Here is a 21,475-nt window from a genome sequence, read left to right on the forward strand (position 1 = left end):
TTCTGTCAATTTTCTTTGTTTTTTTCGATTATGTCCATGGCCATATTATAGATAGTCAAGTCATCGAGGGTTACGTAACCACCATCAGGACCAGCTTCTATATGCACTCCACAATAGTTACCTTTGTCGTAACTGTGGCCTCCGAAATAGTTCCAAACTGTTTCTACCGAAAGATTCAATTCTTCCGCAATCTTGTGGATGCTTCCGTCAGGTAAACTATCTTTTATCTGACGCAATTCTGAAAATGTTATGGTCTTTGGCATGATTCTAAAATTTTTAAGGTTAATAGATAAAATGCGTTCTTGCCTTAAAGTTAATAAATCATTTTAAAAAAACTATCATTTCAGTAAGAAACTGCAATCAGAGAAATAGAAATAATTGTTAATACAATAGTTAATAGGGAATATATGATAATATATGCTCTTATCTTTGAATAGATTGGTTTTTTCAGGTCTGTTTTATCTATCTTTAGTATTTTTTGTCGCGACAGCAGATAAAGGTAATATACGCCAAAGGCCAAAGCTATTCCTAATATAATGCCGCCTATTATATCGGTTATGAAATGTACGCCCAGATATATGCGCGAATAGCATGTTATCAGAGCCCATGCGTATAAACTCACACTCAAAGCCTTATTCCTGAACAGCAGACTTAAAAAAGTGGCTACACCAAATCCGTTTGTGGCATGGGCAGAGATAAAACCATAACGACCGCCTCTGTATCCGTCAACAATGGTAACAAAGCTTTTAAAATCGGGATGGTGTGTAGGGCGGAATCGTGAAAAAAAAGGTTTTATCACCCCCGATGATATCTGGTCGCACAGAAGAATTAACAGAGTAATGAATATAATGGTAAAAACAGCTTCTTTCCACTTTACTTTATATATCAACGTGAAGAACAGTGTTATGCTGAGGGGTATCCAAATAAGTTTACCACTATATAGGGTCATAAAGATATCCCAAAAGTCGTTATGAGCGCTATTGAGCCATAAAAACAGTTCTCGTTCCAGAGGGAGCAGGTCTTCTGTACTGATTTGCATGCTCTCTGTTATTTAAATTATTTCGAGCTTATCGGCTTCGACCCAACCTACATCTCCGCTTATAATTTCTATTTCCACCCAATTTCCGTCTTTTTTCAGTATCTCTACCTTAGAGCCGGCATGGAGCGTAAAGACCTCCTTGTCGCCCGCATTAGGTGCGCTGTATGCAGAAACAGCCCCAGCCATGATGATTGCCGTATTGCGGTTCTCTATATTATATTTGTGACGGAAAGCAAAAAGATTGCAGAAAACAAAAAGGACAATTATTACTATACCCGTATAGAAGACGGTTTGCTTAACTATAACCCGCTTGTCGAACAAAAACAAAGACAAACAAAGCAAAAAGACTATAAACAACCCAATGGAGATGTTAGACCATGTGTTGGAACTTGCAAGGTTGCGTATGCCGTTATACCAATCGGATAAGAAAAAGTCGCCTTTGTCGGCAAATTTATCTTCTATCTTGGTTCGGGCAAATTCTATATTGGCTCTTGTATCCCTGTCGCCGGGATTAAGCAACAAAGCTCTTTCGTAATAAAGCATGGCTTTGGCTATGTTGTTGCTACGGAAATACGCATTACCGAGGTTATAGTATAGCTGGGGCGACTCCAGCCCGTCTTTCTTTTGCTTTGCAGCCTCGGCTTCGAGCATGGATATGGCTTTACCATATTCTTTTGCAGCGTAAGCCTTATTTACCTGTTCGTTGAGAGACTGTGCCGAACATAAAGCATTACTCAGCAAAACAATTACCAGAAATAATATACTGCGTTTCATTAATTGATTTCTTGAAGTTTATTGGTTAATGCTTGTTTAACTTTATTGTATTCTCCATTTTGGTGATAGTATCAATAGCTTCGTTGTAGAAATTATCCATCACCTTATATTCCTGATTGGGAGCATACCGGGCATATTCGCAAGTATCGAGAATAGAAATGAATGATGCTATCAGGTCATTGCCGGCTCCATATTTAGCCAATTCGACTTCGATATTCTCCCTATTGAGGTTCGATACGGGAATCACCAGTTTGTCACTCAAATACCCCCATACGGCACGTAAAATTTCTTCGTAGAATTTTTCTTTGTTGTTTGCCTTCAAAAAGGCATCGGCTTGTTGTAGCCTCCGTATGGCAACTTTATTTGCTTTTTTTGTTTTCATCCGCACTATGTCTGCATTTTCCCTTATCTGCTTACGATAATAGATAAAGAAAGAGGCAAACAGCAAGGTAGGGATTATATACCATAACCAATAGGCCAACGAACCGGCCATAAAATCGTTTGTACGGCTAAACCTATAAGTTCCGTCTTTTATATAACGGATATCTTTTGCCACCTTCACATCCGACTGGTTGTTGTAGCTTGTAGCAGCACCGGCACCACCCGTAGGGTCTTTTGCCACATTGAGGGTGTAGGCAGGTATTTCTAACTGTTTGTATGTTCCGCTACCGGGGTCGAAATAAGAAAATTGTGTTGCCGGTATCTCGTATTTTCCTTCGTGACGGGGAATGAAAAAGTACTCGATTTTCTTGCTTCCTGCCAATCCGCTATTGGTGGGGTTCACATCGTTGGTCACTTTGGGGTCGTAGGCCTCAAAATCGGAAGGGAGTTTTATATCTGGATTTTTTATCAGCTTCAGGTTACCCGCACCATTGATGTCGACAGTAAGAGTTACGCCATCATTAGCCTTGAGGTTTGTTGCCGATATCTGAGATTTCACATTGAAATTCCCTACAGCGTTAGCAAAATTGGCTGGCTTACCGTCGGGCAATGATTTCACATCGAGGATTACAGGATTTATTACAATATTTTTTTGCACAGATGTCATTAGGTTTTGCGGACCTAAAAATGTACGAACCTGCCTACCGGAACGTACTCTCAGTATAAAGCTCGCCTTACCTGCCGGAATAGTTATTTTACCTGATCGTTGGGGAAACAATAGATATTTCACCAGATCGGCAGAAAAATAGTTTTTCCCATTTATTCGTTCGATACGAGTTTGCAAAGCAGAGGGCATAGGAATATCTTCTCTGATAAACCCTTCAAATTCAGGAAATTCTATATCAACAAAACGTTCAATGTCTAACGATGAATACAGCTTGAAAGTTATAATAAAGGCCTCTTGTTCATATATCTTCACCTTCGATGGGATTGCTCTTACAAATATATCATTATCTTTAACGGCATCAGGTTGAGTTACCGGCTCACTGTAATACTCTTGAGAAGAAGATGCTTTTTTATCGGGAGGAAGAACCTTTACACGAGCGGTATTCGATTTATAGGCCTTTCCACCAGCCACAATCGTTGCTGCCGGAATTGTGAATGTTCCTTCTTTTTCGGCAATGAGAGTATAAGTGTATGTTTCGGTATATATTTGTTGCACGGTGCGCCCATTAAGACTCGACGAAGCCGACGAACGGGAAATACCCGGACCGTAAATCACATTAAAACCACTAATCTTATCCGAAACATTTATGCTTTGCCCTTGCGCATTGTTCAGTATATACGATATCTTAAACGGCTTGCCTTTCGATACATTCGCAGGAGCCGATAATTTGAGGGTTATATCGCCAGCGGCCAATATGCTACCTGTATAGGAAAACAGCATCAGTAATAAGAACAAGGAACGCAGCATTGTTTTTTGCATCTTTTCGTGTTGTTTCATACCATTTTTTCTGACAGATTGTTTCTTTACAAATTTCATTATCGTTACCAATCTTTATTTTGCCGGCGGTTATCGGCATTCTTCTTTTTCAATTCTTTAGCTTTAGCGTCGCGGACTCTTGCTTGAGTTTCTTTTTCCTGTTGCTCGAGCGATTCGAGAATCTGGTTCATATTGTCGGACGACATCTGACCCTCTTTCGGCGGATCGTTCTTATTGTCTTTGTTTTGATTTTCGTCCTGATTTTTATTATCGTTGTTCTGATCTTTGTTTTGGTCCTTATTGTCCTTGTTTTGGTCTTTATCTTTGTTGTCGTTGCCTTGACCGCCACCATCGCCGTCTTTTTTCTGGTCTTGAAGCATCTTCTGCACAACGGCCAGATTGTAACGGGCATCGTTGTCTTTCGGATTATTCCTTAATGCTTCCTTATAGGCAGTCATTGCTTTTTGCAAGTCTCTCTTTTTCAGAAAAGAATTACCGATGTTATGGCAAGCATCGCCCATTTTCACGGGGTTTTTGTTCTCCATATTCAGATAGCGCTGATATTCTTTAATGGCCTCGTCGTATTTATTTTGCTTATAATAGGTATTTGCTAAATTAAACACAGCCTCGCTTGCTTTGGGATTAGAAACAAGGGCGGCTTTATATTTACTTTCGGCCGCATGATATAGCTGATCTTTATATGCTTGGTTTCCTATACGGATAGAGTCTCTCGATGCTTTTTGAGCATAAGAACTTAATGTGCAAATAAGGAATATTGCTATCAGTATATTTAGTTTTTTCATTATTGCCATCATTATTTAAATAGTCTGACGTTTTTGAAAATACGGTTTTTCTTATCAAAGATACATACTTCAACAATCAGCAGGACAAGCATAGCCCAAGCAAATATGTAAAATTTTTCGTCATATTCGGAGTAAGTTGTACCATCAATTTTTTTCTTTTGCAATTTTTCGAGTTCGGCCTGCAAATCTTTAAAAGCCTTGTTTGTATTATCGGCATGGGTATAGAGGCCTTTTCCGGCTTGAGCTATTTCGTTGCACATCTGCTCATTGAGGCGCGAAAGCACATAATTGCCGTCATTGTCCCTTTTATTTTCGTCACTGTTTTCAGAGATAGGAACAGGAGCCCCTTGTGCAGAACCGATACCAACCACGTTTACCTGCACTCCCTTGTCTACGGCCTGAGCTGCCATTTCGGGGGCATTTCCCTCGTGGCTTTCGCCATCGGTTATGAGAACGATAGCTTTATCAATATCTTCATCGCCCGAAAAACATTTTATAGACAAATCTATCGCGCTGGCGATAGCTGTTCCCTGCACAGGTACTAACGATGGATTTATATTGTCGAGAAATATTTTCGCCGACTGCGTGTCGGTTGTCATGGGCATTTGCACATAGGCATCCCCGGCAAAAACAACAAGGGCTACCTTGTCGTCCTTGCGTTCGTTGATGATACGTGTCATTATCTGCTTGGCCTTGGCCAAACGGCTTGGATTGATGTCGCGTGCAAGCATTGAGTTCGATACATCGATGGCTATAACCATTTCGATGCCTTTCTTTTCTACTTTTTCGACCTTCGACCCAAACTGAGGGCGTGCCAAAACAACTATTCCCAAAGCAATGACGGCAAACGTTATCCAGAATTTAAGGTACGAACGTTTCAGCGACAGTTCGGGCATCAGTTGCTTCATTGTTTGCAGGTCGCCCAATTTTTGTACGTCTTTCCTTTTCTTCTGGTTTATGTATATAAATCCTCCTACCAATACGGGAAGTATCAGCAAAAGAAATAAATAGTATGGATTAGCGAATTGAAACATTTTTCTTCTTTAAATCTGTTTTTTATGGTATGTTCCGGAATGTTGTGCGCCGTAAAACCAACTCGCAAACAATAAGACCTAAAGCCAGAATTGCGAAAGGCATAAACAGTTCCTTACGGCGTGTAACCTGATTGACACTGATAAGATATTTTTCCATCTCATCAATTTTGTTGTATATATTTTTCAGACTGTTGTTGTCGGTCGCCCTAAAATATTCGCCGCCTGTTATGGAGGCTATTTCGGTAAGTGTTCGTTCGTCTATATCAACAGGTTCCATCTGCGTAAATTCCGATCCTACGGCGACAGGCATTGGTGCCATTCCGCGTGTTCCCACACCAATCGTATAGACACGTATATCGTAACCTTTAGCCAACTCGGCAGCGGTGAGGGGAGCAATCTGCCCACGGTTGTTAGAGCCATCGGTAAGCAATATTATGACTTTCGATTTCGATTTACTGTCTTTCAGCCTGTTTACTGAGTTTGCCAATCCTAAGCCGATAGCTGTTCCGTTTTCAATCATTCCGTATCTCACATCCCGTAACAGATTCAGCAAAACGCGGCGGTCGGTCGTTAAGGGACATTGAGTAAAACTTTCACCTCCAAAAACCACTAATCCTATTTTATCGTTCTCGCGGGCAGCTATAAATTCGGCAGCCACACTTTTGGCTGCTTCGAGGCGGTCGGGTTTGAAGTCGCGTGCAAGCATCGTTCCCGAAACGTCGAGTGCGATAACGATATCAATACCTTGCGATTTCGATTTTTCGTACGATGTTACCGACTGCGGACGTGCAATCACCAATATAACGAGAGCTATGGCAAGCGTTCGCAAGATGAATGGCAAATGCCTGAGGCTTACCCTCCACGAAGACGGCAACCGTGTAAACGCGCTGGTAGACGACAACTTAAAATTAGCTTGCGTATGCCTGAGTTTTACCACATACCACACAACAAGCGGTACGAGCAGTAAAAGTAAAAATAAACATTTGGGGTTTGCAAATTCCATTCCAAGCTATGTTTTATTGTTTAACCTGATTGTTTTCGTCACCTTCTGTTCTCTGTTCTTGAGGTGGTATCTGTTGTACAATGGCTACATTCGTATTCACTGCTTCGGTTGCAGGCACTTCCTCTTCTTTTTTTGTTTGATTCACGAAGAAGTAGGCGTTCATCAGGCTTAAATCGTTTTCATTGGGTAAAGGTTTATATTTAGCAAACTTAACAAGGTCGGCCAATTTCAATATCTGTTTAAGATTGTGATATACCGAATCGTCGTCCGAAATATTATTGATCGCCTCCAGCGTTTCGTCCGACGTTTGCTCTAAAGCTTTGATATAGTAACGTTTTTCTATATAGTTACGCAAAGTATCGGTAAGTTCTGTATAGAATTGCTTTTCGAGTCCCTGTTGGCATAATTTATTGGCTTTAATTTTGTCTAAAGCCTTTAGAGCAACTACATGTGGCGGCAAAACAACTTTTGGACGGAAATAATATCCCTTGTTTTTCTTACGCAAATACAAGAACAACAAAATGCCGCACAGCACAAGAAGCAGAAAAATACCTATACAGATAAATATAATCCACAAATAGTCTTGCCATACAAAGGGCGGCTTTTGCACGTCTTTTATATCGGCAAGCTGAAGGGCTTCAAAGTCGATAGAATCGGTTTGTTGCTCCTTCATCATATTAAGGTATGTCATCGTACTATCCGACAGTTCGGGCGAAGATACTTTCAGCCCTAAATTGCGTGAACGGATGGTGTCCGTTCCGTCAATTATATACATATAAGGAATGTTGTATAGTGCCGAATCGAACGAAGTGACAATATATCGTTGCCTTATCGACATTACATCGTGGTTGATTGTGGTATCGGGGTCGAGCTTAGCTAAAACCTCAATGCCTGTTATCAATGTGTCGGTATAATTATATTCGGGAGTAGCGATGGTCCGTCCTTTGGGTGCTTTAATTTCGAGCGTGATGACGGCCTGTTCGCCTATCAATATCTGTGCCGGATCGATAGTTGCACTTACCGATGCCTTTTGTGCCTGTATCGGCAGGGCACACAGCGATAGGATGCCAATTAAAAATAATACGATTTTCCTTTTTCTAAACATAATAATCATCTATCCTTATTTTAGGAACTGGATTAAATCATTTTTTGCAAAGAGTTTAACTCCTTTTCTTAAAAAGCAACATCAAAGACTTCACATAATCGTCGTTTGTGTTCATCATTACATTATCGACCTTACTCTTAGTAAATGCCTGCTGTGTATAGAAAAGCTCTTTCTCGAAGTGACGCTCGTAAGCACTTCGTGTTTTTTTCGAGGAAGTATCTATCCATACTTCTTTGTTGGTTTCCGCATCCAGAAGTTTCATCAAACCGATGGCCGGAAGGCGGGTTTCGAGCTTGTCGTAAACCTGCAAGGCCACAATATCGTGTTTGCGATTGGCTATGGTCATGGCTTCTTCAAATTTGGGCGAATCAAGAAAATCTGATATAATGAACGTAGTGCAGCGTTTCTTGATGGCATTGGTCAGATATTTGAGAGCCATACCGATATCGGTGCGGTTGTTTTCGGGCTTGAATGATAAGAGTTCCCTGATTATATATAATATATGCTTTTTTCCTTTTTTAGGGGGAATAAACTTTTCTATCTTGTCCGAGAAGAAGATAACCCCTATTTTGTCGTTATTCTGTATGGCCGAAAAAGCTAATGTGGCGGCAATTTCGGCAACCATATTCCGCTTAAATGCGCTGGTGCTGCCAAAATCTAAACTACCCGATACGTCAATCATCAGAACAACGGTGAGTTCGCGTTCTTCTTCAAAAACTTTCACATAAGGTTTGTTGTAACGTGCCGTAACGTTCCAGTCTATATCCCGGATATCGTCGCCGTACTGGTATTCACGAACTTCCGAAAAAGCCATACCACGCCCCTTAAATGCAGAATGGTACTGCCCGGCAAAGATATTTTGCGACAGCCCTTTTGTTTTTATTTCTATTTGACGTACTTTCTTTAATAATTCGGTTGTATCCATACTTAACTTTTTCCGAAGGCACGGATTTGTTGTCCTGATTGTGATAAAATAAACGTTACCTTAATTAAGGCACTTCTACTTTGTTCAATATTTCGCTGATGATTTCGTCCGATGTCGTGTTGTTGGCTTCAGCCTCGTAAGTCAATCCTATACGGTGGCGAAGCACATCGTGACAAACAGCCCGGATATCTTCAGGAATAACATACCCTCTGCGTTTGATGAAAGCATATGCCCGCGCAGCCAAAGCCATGCTGATAGATGCACGCGGAGAGACTCCGAAGCCAATCATGTTCCGTAGTTCGGGTAAGCCATTGTCGGCAGGGAAACGTGTTGCAAAAACAATATCGACAATATATTTTTCTATTTTTTCGTCAAGATACACATCACGAACCACTTTACGGGCTTCGAGAATCTCATCGGCCTTGAGAACAGGCGTGATTTCTTCGCGGTCGCCCATTATGTTTTGGCGTAAAATAAGTTGCTCTTCTTCCTTTTTAGGGTAGTTTATAACCACCTTCAGCATAAAGCGGTCTACCTGTGCTTCGGGCAAGGGATATGTCCCTTCTTGTTCAATAGGGTTTTGTGTAGCCATAACTAAAAACGGCTTAGGCAGTGCATATGTTTTTTCGCCAATGGTAACTTGTCGTTCCTGCATAGCTTCGAGCAAAGCACTTTGTACTTTGGCGGGAGCCCTGTTTATTTCGTCAGCAAGAACAAAGTTCGAGAAAACAGGCCCATGCTTAACGATAAATTCTTCATTTTTCTGGCTGTAAATCATCGTCCCGATAACATCGGCAGGGAGCAAGTCGGGCGTAAACTGTATGCGGTTATATTTTGCATCAATGAGCGATGCCAGTGTTTTTATGGCTAAGGTTTTTGCCAGCCCGGGAACACCTTCCAAAAGTATATGTCCATCGGACAAAAGACCTATCAATAATGATTCGACCAGATGTTTCTGCCCAACGATGACCTTGTCCATACCCATCGTAATCATATTCACAAAAGCACTTTTGTTCTCAATACGTTCGTTCAATTCTCTTAAATCAACTTGACTCATAAAGATAAGTTTAATTTTATATTGTTGCTGTTTTTATTGTTTTTGTGTTTTTAAAGCAGAACAAAAATACGAATTGTTAAACCCTATTGCACCATTTGGTGGTTAAAAATCTTTAAGCCATACAAAAAGCCATTGATATAAGCTTTATGGCAAATATATGATGTGTTTTTCTGTACTTTTCTGATAATTGAACAATACTCACTTTTACCACCGTTTTTTTCATTCGCATAATTTTGATTTATAAACTGATGCCGCACAGCTTAATTTTGTATATTTGCCTCAATTTGGAAACAGAGATGAAAATATAATATATTGTAAAAAATAATTTATTTCTTAAAACATCATGATTACAATTGACAAATTTAATTTTGCCGAAAAAAAGGCATTCGTAAGAGTTGACTTCAATGTGCCTCTGGATGCGGAATTCAATATTACGGACGATACCCGTATTCGTGCTGCGCTTCCTACACTAAAAAAAATACTATCGGATGGCGGCAGCCTTATCATAGGTTCTCACCTTGGCAGACCGAAAGGCGTTGATGAAAAATATTCACTGAAACACATTTTGGGTCATGTATCTAAATTGCTTGGTGTTGATGTTCAGTTTGCATCCGACTGTATGGGCGAAGAAGCTGCACTGAAAGCTGCTGCTTTACAACCGGGCGAAGCGCTTATGCTCGAGAACCTGCGTTTCTATGCCGAAGAAGAAGGAAAACCGCGTGGCTTGGCCGACGATGCTACCGAGGAAGTGAAAACTGCTGCAAAAAAAGAAATAAAAGAAAAACAAAAAGAATTTACAAAAACGCTGGCTTCTTATGCCAATGTATATGTGAATGACGCTTTCGGTACGGCTCACCGTGCTCATGCCTCTACGGCTCTTATTGCCGATTATTTCGATGCCGACCACAAAATGTTTGGCTATTTGATGCAGAAAGAAATTGACGCCGTAGAAAAAATAATGAAAGATACGGTTCGCCCTTTCACTGCAATAATAGGAGGATCGAAAGTATCGTCAAAGATAGATATCATCGAAAACCTTCTTACCAAAGTTGATAATCTGATTATTGGCGGAGGAATGGCCTATACGTTCGAGAAAGCAGCTGGAGGCAAGATAGGTAGCTCGCTTTGCGAAGACGACAAACTTGATGTAGCCAAAGATATCGTTATCAAAGCGAAAAGCAACGGAGTGAAGATAGTATTGGCAAGCGATGCACGCATAGCCGATGCTTTTAGCAACAATGCCAACATAAAAGTTGCGCCTGCCAACGATATACCTGACGGATGGTCGGGATTGGATATAGGCCCTGCCGGTGAAAAAGAATTATCGGAAGTGGTGAAAGCATCAAAAACCATTCTTTGGAACGGTCCGGTGGGTGTTTTCGAGTTCGAAAACTTTGCTCATGGCTCTAAAGCAGTTGCCGAAGCTATTGTTGAAGCCACTAAACATGGAGCGTTTTCGCTTGTTGGCGGAGGCGATTCAGTTGCCTGTGTAAATAAATTTGGTTTTGCCGATGATGTTTCTTATGTATCGACAGGTGGAGGAGCTTTGCTCGAATTTATAGAAGGAAAAGTATTGCCGGGCATCAAAGCTATCAGGGGATATTAATTAAAGAGAGACATCAGCTTTTCGGAGAGTTTCGTTAGCTGAACACATGTCTCATCCTAAAAAATCGTTAGGTCTGATTAGACAAAAATATTAATAATTCATGAGATAGTTGTCGGGCTAGCCCGACAACTATCTTTGTTTTCATAGGTTCTGGTTTCTACAAATTTTTTGGGAATATTCCGAAAAAAAGAAAAGCCTTGTTGAATTTCAACAAGGCAATTTCTCTACTAATTATTAACATAAAATCGAAGGTGATTTCATAATTATCCACACTTTGAAGCACCACAGTTTGTGCACTTTAAGCAACCTTCCTGATAAATCAGGGCTTCTTGTTCGCAAACGGGGCATTTTTGACCTTTCAGTTCCGAACCACTGGGCATGTACTTTTTCAGAGCACGTTCCACCCCGTTTTTCCATGTATTGATAGTTTCGCTATCCAATTCCAATCCCTGTACCAGCTTTATAACCTGATCGATAGGCATACCATAGCGTAACACGCCCGAAATAAGTTTTGCATAGTTCCAGAATTCCGGATTAAACTTGCTATTTAAGCCTTCGATCGTAGTTTTATAACCTCTCTTATTCTTAAACTGGAAGTCATAACTGCGCTCTCCGTCTTCGTTTACTCCCTTGATGATACGTCCATGACTCACATTCTTGGGTAGCAACAAGCCTTCTTCGTCGTCGGCTATACCTGTAAATATTTCGTAAGGTCGTCCATCCAACAAGCCAATAAAAGCAATCCATTTGTCTTTATTGTTCTGGAATTTAATTACATCGGCCTCCAATTCCTTAGGACGGGTCTGAACAATTACAGGACGCTCGTAGCAGTCGCAATCTTCGTCTTTTTTCTTTTTCTTATCGTCGGCCGAAACAAGAACTCCCGCGCGCGAACCATCTCGATAAACGGTACATCCCTTACAGCCGCTCTTCCAAGCCTCTATGTAAAGCGTGTTCACTAAATCTTCCGATACATCGGCCGGCAGATTTATGGTAACGCTTATAGAATGGTCTACCCATTTCTGGATACGTCCCTGCATGCGTACTTTTTGCAACCAATCCACGTCGTTCGACGTAGCCTTGAAGTAGGGCGAGGCTTCAACCATTTTATCAACCTCATCGCTTGTATATTTCTTAGCTGTGGGATATCCCTGCGCTTCCATCCAGGTAACGAACTTATGGTGAAAGACAATGTATTCTTCCCACGAATCACCATTTTCGTCAACAAAATCGACCTTTGTAACTTGGGCATCGTTCGGATTTACTTTGCGCCTACGTTTATATACGGGCATAAATACCGGCTCTATGCCTGACGACGATTGCGTCATAAGACTGGTAGTACCTGTCGGAGCAACAGTCAGACACGCTATGTTGCGGCGTCCATATTGTTTCATCATTGTGAACAATTCGGGGTCGGCGGCAATCAAACGATTTATAAACGGATTGTTTTTCTCACGTTCTATATCGAATACTTCAAAAGCTCCGCGTTCCTTTGCCAATTCCACCGAAGAACGGTAAGCCGCTAAAGCCAATGTGCGATGCACTTCCTCGGCAAAAGCCGTTGCTTCTTCCGTTCCATAGCGCAATCCCATCGCGGCAATCATATCGCCTTCGGCTGTGATTCCGACTCCTGTACGGCGGCCTTGAAGTGTTTTTTTCTTTATTTTTTCCCACAAATGCCTTTCCGTATGTTTCACTTCTTCCATTTCGGGATCGGCATCTATTTTTTCGAGTATCTTATCTATTTTTTCCGTTTCAAGGTCAATTATATCGTCCATTATCCGCTGTGCCAAACCCACATGCTTTTTGAAAAGGTCGAAGTCGAAATAAGCATCTTCCTTAAACGGATTAACTACATAAGAGTATAGATTTATAGCCAGCAAACGGCAACTATCGTACGGGCACAAGGGTATCTCTCCGCAAGGGTTTGTAGAAACGGTACGGAAGCCCAAATCGGCATAGCAATCGGGAACCGATTCGCGGATAATAGTATCCCAAAACAGCACTCCCGGTTCGGCCGATTTCCATGCGTTATGGACAATCTTACGCCACAAAGCATCGGCTTCTATATCCTTAACCGTTGTGGGGCTATCCGAATTGATAGGATATTGCTGACTGTATTTTGTTTTGTCTACAACGGCCTGCATAAACTCATCGTCAATCTTAACCGACACGTTTGCTCCCGTAACTTTGCCTTGTTCAAGCTTTGCATCTATAAAAGATTCCGCATCAGGGTGTTTTATTGATACACTTAGCATTAACGCTCCACGACGTCCGTCCTGAGCAACTTCGCGTGTTGAATTAGAGTAACGTTCCATAAACGGAACAAGTCCGGTTGAGGTTAAAGCCGAATTCTTGACTGGCGAACCCTTAGGGCGAATATGCGAAAGATCGTGCCCTACTCCACCACGGCGTTTCATCAGTTGAACCTGCTCTTCGTCAATATGTATAATAGCACCATACGAGTCGGCCGAGCCATCCATACCTATCACAAAGCAATTGGACAAAGATGCTACCTGAAAGTTATTGCCGATTCCCGTCATAGGGCTTCCTTGGGGAACAATGTATTTAAACTGGTTGAAGAGATCGTAAAGTTCTTGTTTCGACAGCGAATTTTCGTATTTATCTTCAATACGCCCTATTTCGTTAGCCAACCGCCAATGCATATCCTCAGGGGTTAGTTCATAGATATTACCCTGTGCATCTTTCAGCGCATATTTGTTAACCCAAACTTTAGCGGCCAATTCATCTCCATTAAAATACTTTAATGAGGCTCCATAAGCTTCATCAAAAGTGTAAATCTTTTGTTTCATATACCCTTTATTCTTTACCAAAAACTTATTTCATTATTATAAACAGGTCAAAACTTAAATTATACCCATATATTTTGCTGATGCAATGTTACATATTACAGCACGAACCACCAAATTATACAACAACATGTTTTCAACATTTTTAAAAGTTTTCCAAAATAAAATTTATTTACTTGAATATCAAAATAATATAAAATTCCATTATTGAAAAAGTTTTCCAAAACTATTATACAACAAATTTACAGATGTCTTTTTTTGATTTTCTGTGAAGACAAAACATACCAGATTATACACCCCGAATCGAAAAGAAGAAACAAGCCTATGCCCAAAAACCAGAATATATTTCTTACTTTTGCAACTGTATTTCACAACAGATTGAATATGAGTAATCTTATCGACACACAAAAAACAAACTATAACATCTTCCTATATTTTTCTTTTCTCGTAATATCGTTTATCTTTTTGGCTCTGCAAGCTTATGCCACCAGCCCGTTTTATGTAGGATATGGAGGCGATAGCGCCAATTATCTGGTGATGGGAAAAATGATTCTTGCCGGAAAAATTCCTTACATAGATTTTTTTGACCATAAAGGCCCTATGATGTTTTTCATAGAAGCGTTCGGGCAGATGTTTGTACCCGACCGCTTGGGTATATTCATAATGGAAGTCGTGAATCTATCCATTATTCAAGCTTTTATATTTTTCTCGGCTCGTCTATTCCTAAACAAGACTTATAGTTTTGCTGTGGTATTGTTTTCGTTACTGTTTTTTGCCTTTACGATGGAAGGAGGAAATCTGACGGAAGAGTACGCATTATTGTTTTCTTCTTTAGCCTTCTTTCTGACTCTGAAGTTTGCCCTGTCGGAGAACAATCGTGTCAAACCTTTTCATGTATTTCTGATTGGCGTGTGCGCCGCCTTTATGATGTGGATACGCCTTAATAATATGGGTGTGGCATGTGCCTGTACAATATTTATATTTATAGTAACCATAAAAAATAAGGATTGGAAGGGGCTTAAAAACCTATTTATTTATTTTATACTCGGGTTTGTGGCTGTTACGCTCCCTCTTATCATATATTTTCTGGTAAATGATGCGCTTGGCGAAATGTTATTTGCAGCCATCATCTACAATTTCACTTATGTGGGCATTAACGAATCGTTGTCTCCGTTCAGAGACTTACCGGCAGCATTCTTTTATATACTTAAAGCTTGGGTTCCTTTTTTAATCCTTGTCATAGGTACAATATTACATTACCGGGAAAAGAAAAACTACAAAGTAATTCTTCTTTCCGCTCTCCTGTTTGTTTTTGGATATATAACCACACATATTGGAGCCGCTTACTATCATTACATGACGCTCAATATACCCTGCTTTGCTTTAGGGTTGATATATATATTCAGAACGCTTAAAAACAAAAAAACACCAATCACGGTTTGTGTGCTTGCTGCCGTTATTTTATCAGGCTTTGCTGCTCATAAATATAAATCGCAAGGAGGTGGGGCAAAAACCGACTATTACAAAGAACAGGCAAAAGAACTTGTGGCTCTGATTCCCGAAAGCCAACGGGATTCAATATTTGCCTATCAAACCATGACCCGCTTCCATGCTACGGCAGGCGTTTTGCCCTATTATAAAAACTTTATGATGCAGGAATGGCAAGGCAAATACAACCCCGATATAATTACGGGGATAAACCAAATGATGGAAAACAACCCTCCCAAATGGGTGTTTACCCAGTTTAGGGATCAAAGTACTAACAAAGAATTCTGGAAGATTATCGACCAAAAGTTCTATCTTTACAAGAAAAATCATGTATTTGAATTATATAGGCTGAAAGATGCTGATAATGAGACTAAATAACAAGGTTCACCTTTTTTTGTGTTATACCGGCATTAAACCATTCACCATATAATGCGTTCTAATTAGTAGAAAAGAAAACTATTTATCGAGTTAAAATTAAAAACGAGCTATATTATGAAAAAGTTTATATATATCCTTTTGGTGGCATTTGCAGTTTCATCATGTATGGTTACTCAAACAGTCGACCCCAATAAACTTACAATGGGCATGAGTAAATCTGAGGTTGCTTACCGGATAGGTAATCCTGAGAGGGTTTTAGCAATAAATAGCACTCCCGAAGGCTATCAGGAAGTGTTACAGTACAGGTCGTACGATAATGAAGTATTTGCTCTTGAATTTTGGGACGATTACCTGACAGGCTATGAATTTCTGTACGACGATAATGCCTATATAGCCAGACCCATGCCATCGATAAGGCCGCCTATGGGTGCCCCCCTTATTGTTGGCGGACATTATCACAACAATTACCACAATAACGGACACAATGATAATTCCCACAATTCAAACTATAATAATGGAAGCAATAAAGAGCACGATTATTATAGCAGTGGTTCATCGTCAAACAGGCCGAACAATAACAACCAATCGGGAAACAGAAAACCCGACAGGAATAATAACAATAAAGATAAAAACAATAATTCCGGCTCAAACAATAGTGGCAGACAGCCATCCGGACGTCCTGCAAATACAGGAGGAAGAACATCTACATCTTCTGACACAAAGAGGAAAACAGAAGTGAATGATAACAAAAACAGAGGTAACTCAACAAGAACAAAAAGCGAATCATCCTCCAATTCTTCCAGAAAAGACAATTCGTCGAGTTCCAGAACCAACAGAACAAGATAAAAACACAAGCCAAGAAAGGTTTATACAAAAAAGCAATCCTAACTGATTAGATATAAATCGGTTGGGATTGTTGTTTTTATGTTATGAACATTACTTCACTCCTTTAATTTCTTGTAATACCGGAGTTGATATTCTGGAAATAAGTCGGGATGAAATATAGCCGCAAAATCGTTCAACACATAATCCGGATGAATAGGCAAATCTTCATAATAAGCCGCATAAGCCGTATTACAACCATAAACGTTTTTGTTCTTAAAAGAATGGAACTGTGTATAACCCTTATTCTCTTTGGCCAGTGAATTATAAGTCATATCCGACGATGGTGTGTTGTATTTTATCAGCCAGAACTCTGCTTTTTCGGCTCTGTCTAAAACCGCTTCGAACGTCAATGCCAATGCCCCTGTCGACTCATCGCCTTGCCAAGGATAAGATGCTCCGGCATCGTTAATGAAATTGGCTATAAAACTTTTCCCTCCGGCAATATACCAAACTCCGCTGAACATCACATCGAAAAAAACGGAAGGTTTCTTTTCGGCTTTAGCTACTTTTGCCTTTATAGCATTGTAGTTGTCTCGCGTTTGATTAAATATGGAGTCGGCCAAAGCTTCCTGCCCTACAAACAAGGAATAAAAGCGCAACCATTCGGCACGCCCCAAGGCTGTTGGTTCCATATAGTCGGGAGTCTGGATGATTGGCAGATTCAGTTTTTCGATCGCACCAAACGAACGCCCCTCGATAGGGTCGGCAAAAATTGCTTCCGGGTTCAAATCTATAATCTTCTCAACATCGGGCGAACTACCTAAGCCTAAATTCATAATAGATCCGCTTACTATACCTTCTTTTATAAAAGGAATTTTGATGTGTTCGGGCTCACAAACGCCTTTTATAATGCCTATCAGATTCAATTCGTCGAGCGTTGAACAATGCAAGGTTGAATAAGCAACAACATTGCTAACCGGTGTGCGTACAACAATCCCTTTGGGCAAATCGGGCGGGAGTTGTTTTTGTTTATCAACAAGAATATATTTTTGCAGAATCTTAGTTGTATCCCACGGATTACGAACCGTTACCTCTGTATAATCAGCTGTTTTAACAACACTGAATCCTTTGGCATAAGCCACTTCGTAAGCGGTAGTGACAATACCTTGGTTTTGCTTATGCGTATTTTTATCCCCTTTGCACGATGCGAGTAATAAAACGAGCAACAATAGTATATAATTCAAACACTTCATATTCAGTTTTTTAAGAAAGTAGATACAGAGGAACAGTGCTTCAAAAATTTATCGGGTCAAAAAACAAGCCCCCATCGGGTTAGGACCGCTTGTTGAGAATTTCTTCACAAACCCGCCGTTTGCATCAAAAACATACATGTTTCCGTTTACCGTATAGCTTGGCGATATACCGATATAAAAATATTTACTTACAGGGTCGATCGATAGGCTGCTGGCTTTACTCAAATCGACAGTATTATCGGCATCAACAAAACGTTCGTTTACCATTTGTTTGTTCTTTACATCGTAGTATGCAAACGAGGCTTTTGTTTGCCCATCAAGAGTATATTCGATAAAATACGTGTACAGTTTATTATTGCTAAATACCATTCCGGTTGCTTGCCCTATATTCTCTAATTGCTTGGTTGAAGGGTTATATTTTTGCAGTTGGTTAGGAATATCAGGCAAATAGTTACCCATCGAGATAATATAGATATTACCCGAATTGTCTTTGGTCAGACTCATAGGGTTGAGATGAACATCAATCGATTCGCTTACCTTACTGAAGTCCGACAGGTTGATAACATACAGGTTTTTACCACTGCCATCGAACGCATAATTTGAATTTGCTACATACAATTTATTATTCAATACAACCAATCCTTCGGGATAACGACCATCAAGCTTCACCTTGTCGAAAGCATAGTTAAGCGTATCTATCCTGCCCACATAGCCACCATAAAGGCTCACATAAACTTTACCATCGGCCGAAGTCAAAGAGCGGGGATTTAGCGGTTCATCGTTATCGTTTTTAGGTTGGATTCTCTCTTTAATACGACCTTGGCGATCCAGCACATAAATCATATTCGATTCTGTTACTGTCACAAAAATGTTTGAACCATATACAAGCATATCCTGTCCGCCATCGCCAAGCGCTTGTTGATTTGCTCTATAAAAGAAGTCCGATTCAACTTCTCCCGTGGCTGTGTTATAAAAATCTATTGAGGCATTATTTTCGCCCATTAGTCCGTTGTTCAGTATCAAAACACCGTCTGTTATGGTAGGTAAACCACCGCCACCACCATTATTATTATCGTCATCGCAGGAAACGCAAAAAGCCATTAACGCAACACAAAGAAGCGCTTTTGAGAATAAATCTTTAAATTTCATTTTTTTCTAAAATTTACATCCTACCGAAACGTTAACAGCACGTCCGGGCATCGGATAATAGTTAATAATCTGATATTGTTTGTTTAATATATTCGTAAACGCAAGTTGGAAGGTATATTCTACCCATTTTATATTCAATTGTTTATTTAAGGCGATAGTATGGTCTGCGTATCCCGCAACTTTTTTTGAGGCTATATTTTCGGGCGAATAGTAGCGCCGCCCCGAAAAAAGCCCGGTATATGTAACATTTACCCAAGGGTTTTCTAAGCCAAAAGAAACAGACCCCGAATGCTTTGGTGTATAAGGTATTTGGTTTTTATACCAACTATCTGTTTTTGAAGTTATATCCACAGCCTTCAGATAGCTATATGCTCCTGAAACAAGTAAAGACAAGTATTCCGTCAAAAACAAATTGGTTTTCAGAACAGCATCAATCCCCGTCATTCTTACTTTTCCTATATTGTCTGTGCGGATAAAAGATGTGGTAGGTATTATTGATATCTTATCCTTCATATGAGCGTAATAGGCATCAACAGAAATATTTACAGACTGCATTACGTCCGACAGCCTATCGGCCCATACAAGCCCCATATTCAATTGGCGGGCTTTTTCGGGTTTCAGAATTACCCCCGACCGTTTATAGTAAACTTCAGTTATAGTAGGTATCCTAAAAATATCTTTGTAAGCAAGCCTAAAGTTCAGCCTGTTTGCATCCAAAAGGGAATAAGTGACTCCGAAAGACGGAACTATACGTTTATATTCATACTGATTGCCTGTCACTTTTATATCGTCTTTGGCATAAGAACCAAGCAAAGTAGTTATAACAGTCAATCTGTTTGCTTGATACTTACCAGATAAAGCTGTTATGCTGGTTTGCCGGCTCGGGTTACGAAGATTGTCGTTCAGCACATTATCGTTTTTCAGCTTATTATAAACCAAATCTTCGCCCAACGAAAAAGAGAATGCTCCGTTTGGTCTATACATCAGCGTATTAGATAAGTAGTACTCGTTCTGAATGTATTTATCTGTACGTCCCAACTGGGTATGTGTATATTCGTAGCGGGCTTTGTTGTAATCGTACTTGGCATTTGCCTGATACGAAAACTTGTCGGAGAAGAAATTTTTGTATTGAACCTGGGTAAAGAAATTTTCATTCCACAATCTTTCGGTTGAATAATCGTTATACAAGGTTATATGACCGGGCAGTCCCCTTTCCGAATCGAAATAATATAGCTTTATATTTAGGCTCTGATTATCGCCCAATCGCCCATACAGATTAACTTCTGTACGGAGAATATCAACATCGCTGTTTTTTCGCTTAAATGTTCCGCTTTGCGTTCCATTATCAATCTTATATTTGTACCTGCCGTCGGCACGTTGCCAATTAGCATCGGCCGAAAGAGTGAATCTGGAGTTTAACTTATAGGCAAAATTGACCGCCGGATTAAACAATCCCCACGATCCGGTTTTAACCTGCGCGCTTCCTTTATACCTTCTATCCCCGAATACAGGACTTTGCGTTTTGATGTTCAATACTCCGGCGGAAGCCTGATTCCGGGCCGACTGGAATATATCGTCCTGAACACCTATTATCATCGTTATAGTGGAAACATTATCGAGCGAGAAGCGTCCTATATCAACCACCCCTGTTTGGGCATCGCTCACGCTAACACCATCGTAAACAACGGCTGTGTGCTGGGCATTGAATCCTCGGATGGAAACCGTTTTCATACCTCCTATCCCTCCGTAGTCTTTCACCGTAACGCCCGAAAACCGCCGTACGGCATCAGATAGCGACGCTATGCCCGTTGCCTGTATCTCTTTGCTTGTCAGTAGTTGCAACGGAGAAGTGACTGTGATACCCGTCATAGCATTACGTGTAGAGATTATCTTCACCTCGTCTATACTTCCTTTTATACGAACAGAATCTTCACTCTGGGCATAGACAGCAACAGAGAACATGTTTAATAGAACAAAAAAGAAAAGCAGTTTTTTTAAATTCATCCTTCTTCCCGAAAAGGGTTTATACTGAAACAAATGTTCGTTTACAAAAGAGATGAAGATTTTTTTTGAGGCAAAAAATATAAGTCTTTTATACACAAGGTAGACCTATGGTCGGTAATTGCCAGCTTTATACCCTCGAAAGCCTTCATCGTTAATCGTTTGGCAGGTCTTCTGACTTACTTCATCTCCGGAACGCCCTTCCCATTCCTTTTTTTGAGGGAACAGTGGTTTTGAGTATTGTCCGTAGTTTTGGCGAAGCTTACAGCAGCGGGTCTGTTCAGGATTTGCACCTGATTCCCTTTTCATCGCTATTTTCATGGACAGAAAATAGTGACACCAAAATCGATGCAAATATAAC

Annotated in this window: 17 protein-coding genes and 1 riboswitch; of the genes, 3 read left to right on the forward strand and 14 right to left on the reverse strand. The window is 40.4% G+C overall.

Annotated features, from left to right (window positions below; genetic code table 11):
- Positions 1-5 precede the first annotated feature (5 nt).
- The 10 genes from M2132_RS09140 to M2132_RS09185 all read right to left on the reverse strand — a co-directional run bounded on the left by M2132_RS09140 (position 6) and on the right by M2132_RS09185 (position 9,604).
- A complete protein-coding gene (locus M2132_RS09140; RefSeq protein ID WP_280673058.1) occupies positions 6-263 on the reverse strand; it encodes a DNA-binding protein in 258 nt (85 codons plus the stop codon).
- An 80-nt stretch (positions 264-343) separates the two neighbouring features.
- Complete coding sequence (locus M2132_RS09145; RefSeq protein ID WP_280673059.1) at positions 344-1,039, reverse strand: phosphatase PAP2 family protein; 696 nt, start codon at positions 1,037-1,039, stop codon at positions 344-346.
- 12 nt (positions 1,040-1,051) lie between these two features.
- Positions 1,052-1,813, reverse strand: coding sequence for an SH3 domain-containing protein (locus M2132_RS09150; RefSeq protein WP_280673060.1), 762 nt, complete (start codon positions 1,811-1,813; stop codon positions 1,052-1,054).
- Positions 1,814-1,838: 25 nt separating this feature from the next.
- Entirely contained in the window at positions 1,839-3,698 is a 1,860-nt protein-coding gene (locus M2132_RS09155; protein WP_280673061.1) for a BatD family protein, read from the reverse strand.
- A 44-nt stretch (positions 3,699-3,742) separates the two neighbouring features.
- Positions 3,743-4,480: a tetratricopeptide repeat protein gene (locus M2132_RS09160; protein WP_280673062.1), complete on the reverse strand. Its 738-nt coding sequence runs from the start codon at positions 4,478-4,480 to the stop codon at positions 3,743-3,745.
- Positions 4,481-4,491: 11 nt separating this feature from the next.
- Entirely contained in the window at positions 4,492-5,514 is a 1,023-nt protein-coding gene (locus tag M2132_RS09165; protein WP_280673063.1) for a VWA domain-containing protein, read from the reverse strand.
- Between the two features lie 22 nt (positions 5,515-5,536).
- Positions 5,537-6,517, reverse strand: a complete 981-nt coding sequence (locus M2132_RS09170) for a VWA domain-containing protein (protein WP_280673064.1) — start codon at positions 6,515-6,517, stop codon at positions 5,537-5,539.
- Between the two features lie 13 nt (positions 6,518-6,530).
- Entirely contained in the window at positions 6,531-7,622 is a 1,092-nt protein-coding gene (locus M2132_RS09175; protein ID WP_280673065.1) for a hypothetical protein, read from the reverse strand.
- Between the two features lie 55 nt (positions 7,623-7,677).
- Positions 7,678-8,547, reverse strand: a complete 870-nt coding sequence (locus M2132_RS09180) for a DUF58 domain-containing protein (protein ID WP_280673066.1) — start codon at positions 8,545-8,547, stop codon at positions 7,678-7,680.
- A gap of 64 nt (positions 8,548-8,611) precedes the next feature.
- Positions 8,612-9,604: a MoxR family ATPase gene (locus M2132_RS09185; protein WP_280673067.1), complete on the reverse strand. Its 993-nt coding sequence runs from the start codon at positions 9,602-9,604 to the stop codon at positions 8,612-8,614.
- Positions 9,605-9,947: 343 nt separating this feature from the next.
- Between M2132_RS09185 and M2132_RS09190 the strand changes: the two genes are divergently transcribed.
- A complete protein-coding gene (locus M2132_RS09190; protein ID WP_280673068.1) occupies positions 9,948-11,210 on the forward strand; it encodes a phosphoglycerate kinase in 1,263 nt (420 codons plus the stop codon).
- 263 nt (positions 11,211-11,473) lie between these two features.
- Here M2132_RS09190 and M2132_RS09195 read toward each other — a convergent pair whose 3' ends face one another.
- Positions 11,474-14,023, reverse strand: a complete 2,550-nt coding sequence (locus M2132_RS09195) for an adenosylcobalamin-dependent ribonucleoside-diphosphate reductase (RefSeq protein WP_280673069.1) — start codon at positions 14,021-14,023, stop codon at positions 11,474-11,476.
- 381 nt (positions 14,024-14,404) lie between these two features.
- Here M2132_RS09195 and M2132_RS09200 point away from each other — a divergent pair, with 381 nt between their 5' ends.
- Together M2132_RS09200 and M2132_RS09205 are read left to right on the forward strand one after the other, a co-directional pair.
- The gene (locus tag M2132_RS09200) at positions 14,405-15,886 is read left to right on the forward strand and encodes a hypothetical protein (protein WP_280673070.1); all 1,482 of its coding nucleotides are present in this window, start codon (positions 14,405-14,407) and stop codon (positions 15,884-15,886) included.
- Positions 15,887-16,000: 114 nt separating this feature from the next.
- Positions 16,001-16,732: a hypothetical protein gene (locus M2132_RS09205; protein ID WP_280673071.1), complete on the forward strand. Its 732-nt coding sequence runs from the start codon at positions 16,001-16,003 to the stop codon at positions 16,730-16,732.
- Positions 16,733-16,827: 95 nt separating this feature from the next.
- Here the strand turns inward: M2132_RS09205 and M2132_RS09210 are convergent, their stop codons facing one another.
- The 3 genes from M2132_RS09210 to M2132_RS09220 are packed head-to-tail and all read right to left on the reverse strand — an operon-like array spanning position 16,828 to position 21,117.
- Positions 16,828-17,964, reverse strand: a complete 1,137-nt coding sequence (locus tag M2132_RS09210; RefSeq protein ID WP_280673072.1) for an ABC transporter substrate-binding protein — start codon at positions 17,962-17,964, stop codon at positions 16,828-16,830.
- A 48-nt stretch (positions 17,965-18,012) separates the two neighbouring features.
- Positions 18,013-19,113: a YncE family protein gene (locus M2132_RS09215; protein ID WP_280673073.1), complete on the reverse strand. Its 1,101-nt coding sequence runs from the start codon at positions 19,111-19,113 to the stop codon at positions 18,013-18,015.
- Between the two features lie 6 nt (positions 19,114-19,119).
- The gene (locus M2132_RS09220; protein WP_280673074.1) at positions 19,120-21,117 is read right to left on the reverse strand and encodes a TonB-dependent siderophore receptor; all 1,998 of its coding nucleotides are present in this window, start codon (positions 21,115-21,117) and stop codon (positions 19,120-19,122) included.
- A 143-nt stretch (positions 21,118-21,260) separates the two neighbouring features.
- Positions 21,261-21,473: riboswitch (cobalamin riboswitch) on the reverse strand.
- Between the last annotated feature and the right edge of the window lie 2 nt (positions 21,474-21,475).

Source organism: Dysgonomonas sp. PH5-45 (assembly GCF_029893235.1).
Classification (GTDB): domain Bacteria; phylum Bacteroidota; class Bacteroidia; order Bacteroidales; family Dysgonomonadaceae; genus UBA1309.

What these genes read in the sequence shown, in the direction of transcription:
- M2132_RS09140 (WP_280673058.1), bottom strand. Translation starts at nt 263, where the DNA reads ATGCCAAAGACCATAACATTTTCAGAATTGCGTCAGATAAAAGATAGT.
- M2132_RS09145 (WP_280673059.1), bottom strand. Translation starts at nt 1,039, where the DNA reads ATGCAAATCAGTACAGAAGACCTGCTCCCTCTGGAACGAGAACTGTTT.
- M2132_RS09150 (WP_280673060.1), bottom strand. Translation starts at nt 1,813, where the DNA reads ATGAAACGCAGTATATTATTTCTGGTAATTGTTTTGCTGAGTAATGCT.
- M2132_RS09155 (WP_280673061.1), bottom strand. Translation starts at nt 3,698, where the DNA reads ATGAAACAACACGAAAAGATGCAAAAAACAATGCTGCGTTCCTTGTTC.
- M2132_RS09160 (WP_280673062.1), bottom strand. Translation starts at nt 4,480, where the DNA reads ATGAAAAAACTAAATATACTGATAGCAATATTCCTTATTTGCACATTA.
- M2132_RS09165 (WP_280673063.1), bottom strand. Translation starts at nt 5,514, where the DNA reads ATGTTTCAATTCGCTAATCCATACTATTTATTTCTTTTGCTGATACTT.
- M2132_RS09170 (WP_280673064.1), bottom strand. Translation starts at nt 6,517, where the DNA reads ATGGAATTTGCAAACCCCAAATGTTTATTTTTACTTTTACTGCTCGTA.
- M2132_RS09175 (WP_280673065.1), bottom strand. Translation starts at nt 7,622, where the DNA reads ATGTTTAGAAAAAGGAAAATCGTATTATTTTTAATTGGCATCCTATCG.
- M2132_RS09180 (WP_280673066.1), bottom strand. Translation starts at nt 8,547, where the DNA reads ATGGATACAACCGAATTATTAAAGAAAGTACGTCAAATAGAAATAAAA.
- M2132_RS09185 (WP_280673067.1), bottom strand. Translation starts at nt 9,604, where the DNA reads ATGAGTCAAGTTGATTTAAGAGAATTGAACGAACGTATTGAGAACAAA.
- M2132_RS09190 (WP_280673068.1), top strand. Translation starts at nt 9,948, where the DNA reads ATGATTACAATTGACAAATTTAATTTTGCCGAAAAAAAGGCATTCGTA.
- M2132_RS09195 (WP_280673069.1), bottom strand. Translation starts at nt 14,023, where the DNA reads ATGAAACAAAAGATTTACACTTTTGATGAAGCTTATGGAGCCTCATTA.
- M2132_RS09200 (WP_280673070.1), top strand. Translation starts at nt 14,405, where the DNA reads ATGAGTAATCTTATCGACACACAAAAAACAAACTATAACATCTTCCTA.
- M2132_RS09205 (WP_280673071.1), top strand. Translation starts at nt 16,001, where the DNA reads ATGAAAAAGTTTATATATATCCTTTTGGTGGCATTTGCAGTTTCATCA.
- M2132_RS09210 (WP_280673072.1), bottom strand. Translation starts at nt 17,964, where the DNA reads ATGAAGTGTTTGAATTATATACTATTGTTGCTCGTTTTATTACTCGCA.
- M2132_RS09215 (WP_280673073.1), bottom strand. Translation starts at nt 19,113, where the DNA reads ATGAAATTTAAAGATTTATTCTCAAAAGCGCTTCTTTGTGTTGCGTTA.
- M2132_RS09220 (WP_280673074.1), bottom strand. Translation starts at nt 21,117, where the DNA reads ATGAATTTAAAAAAACTGCTTTTCTTTTTTGTTCTATTAAACATGTTC.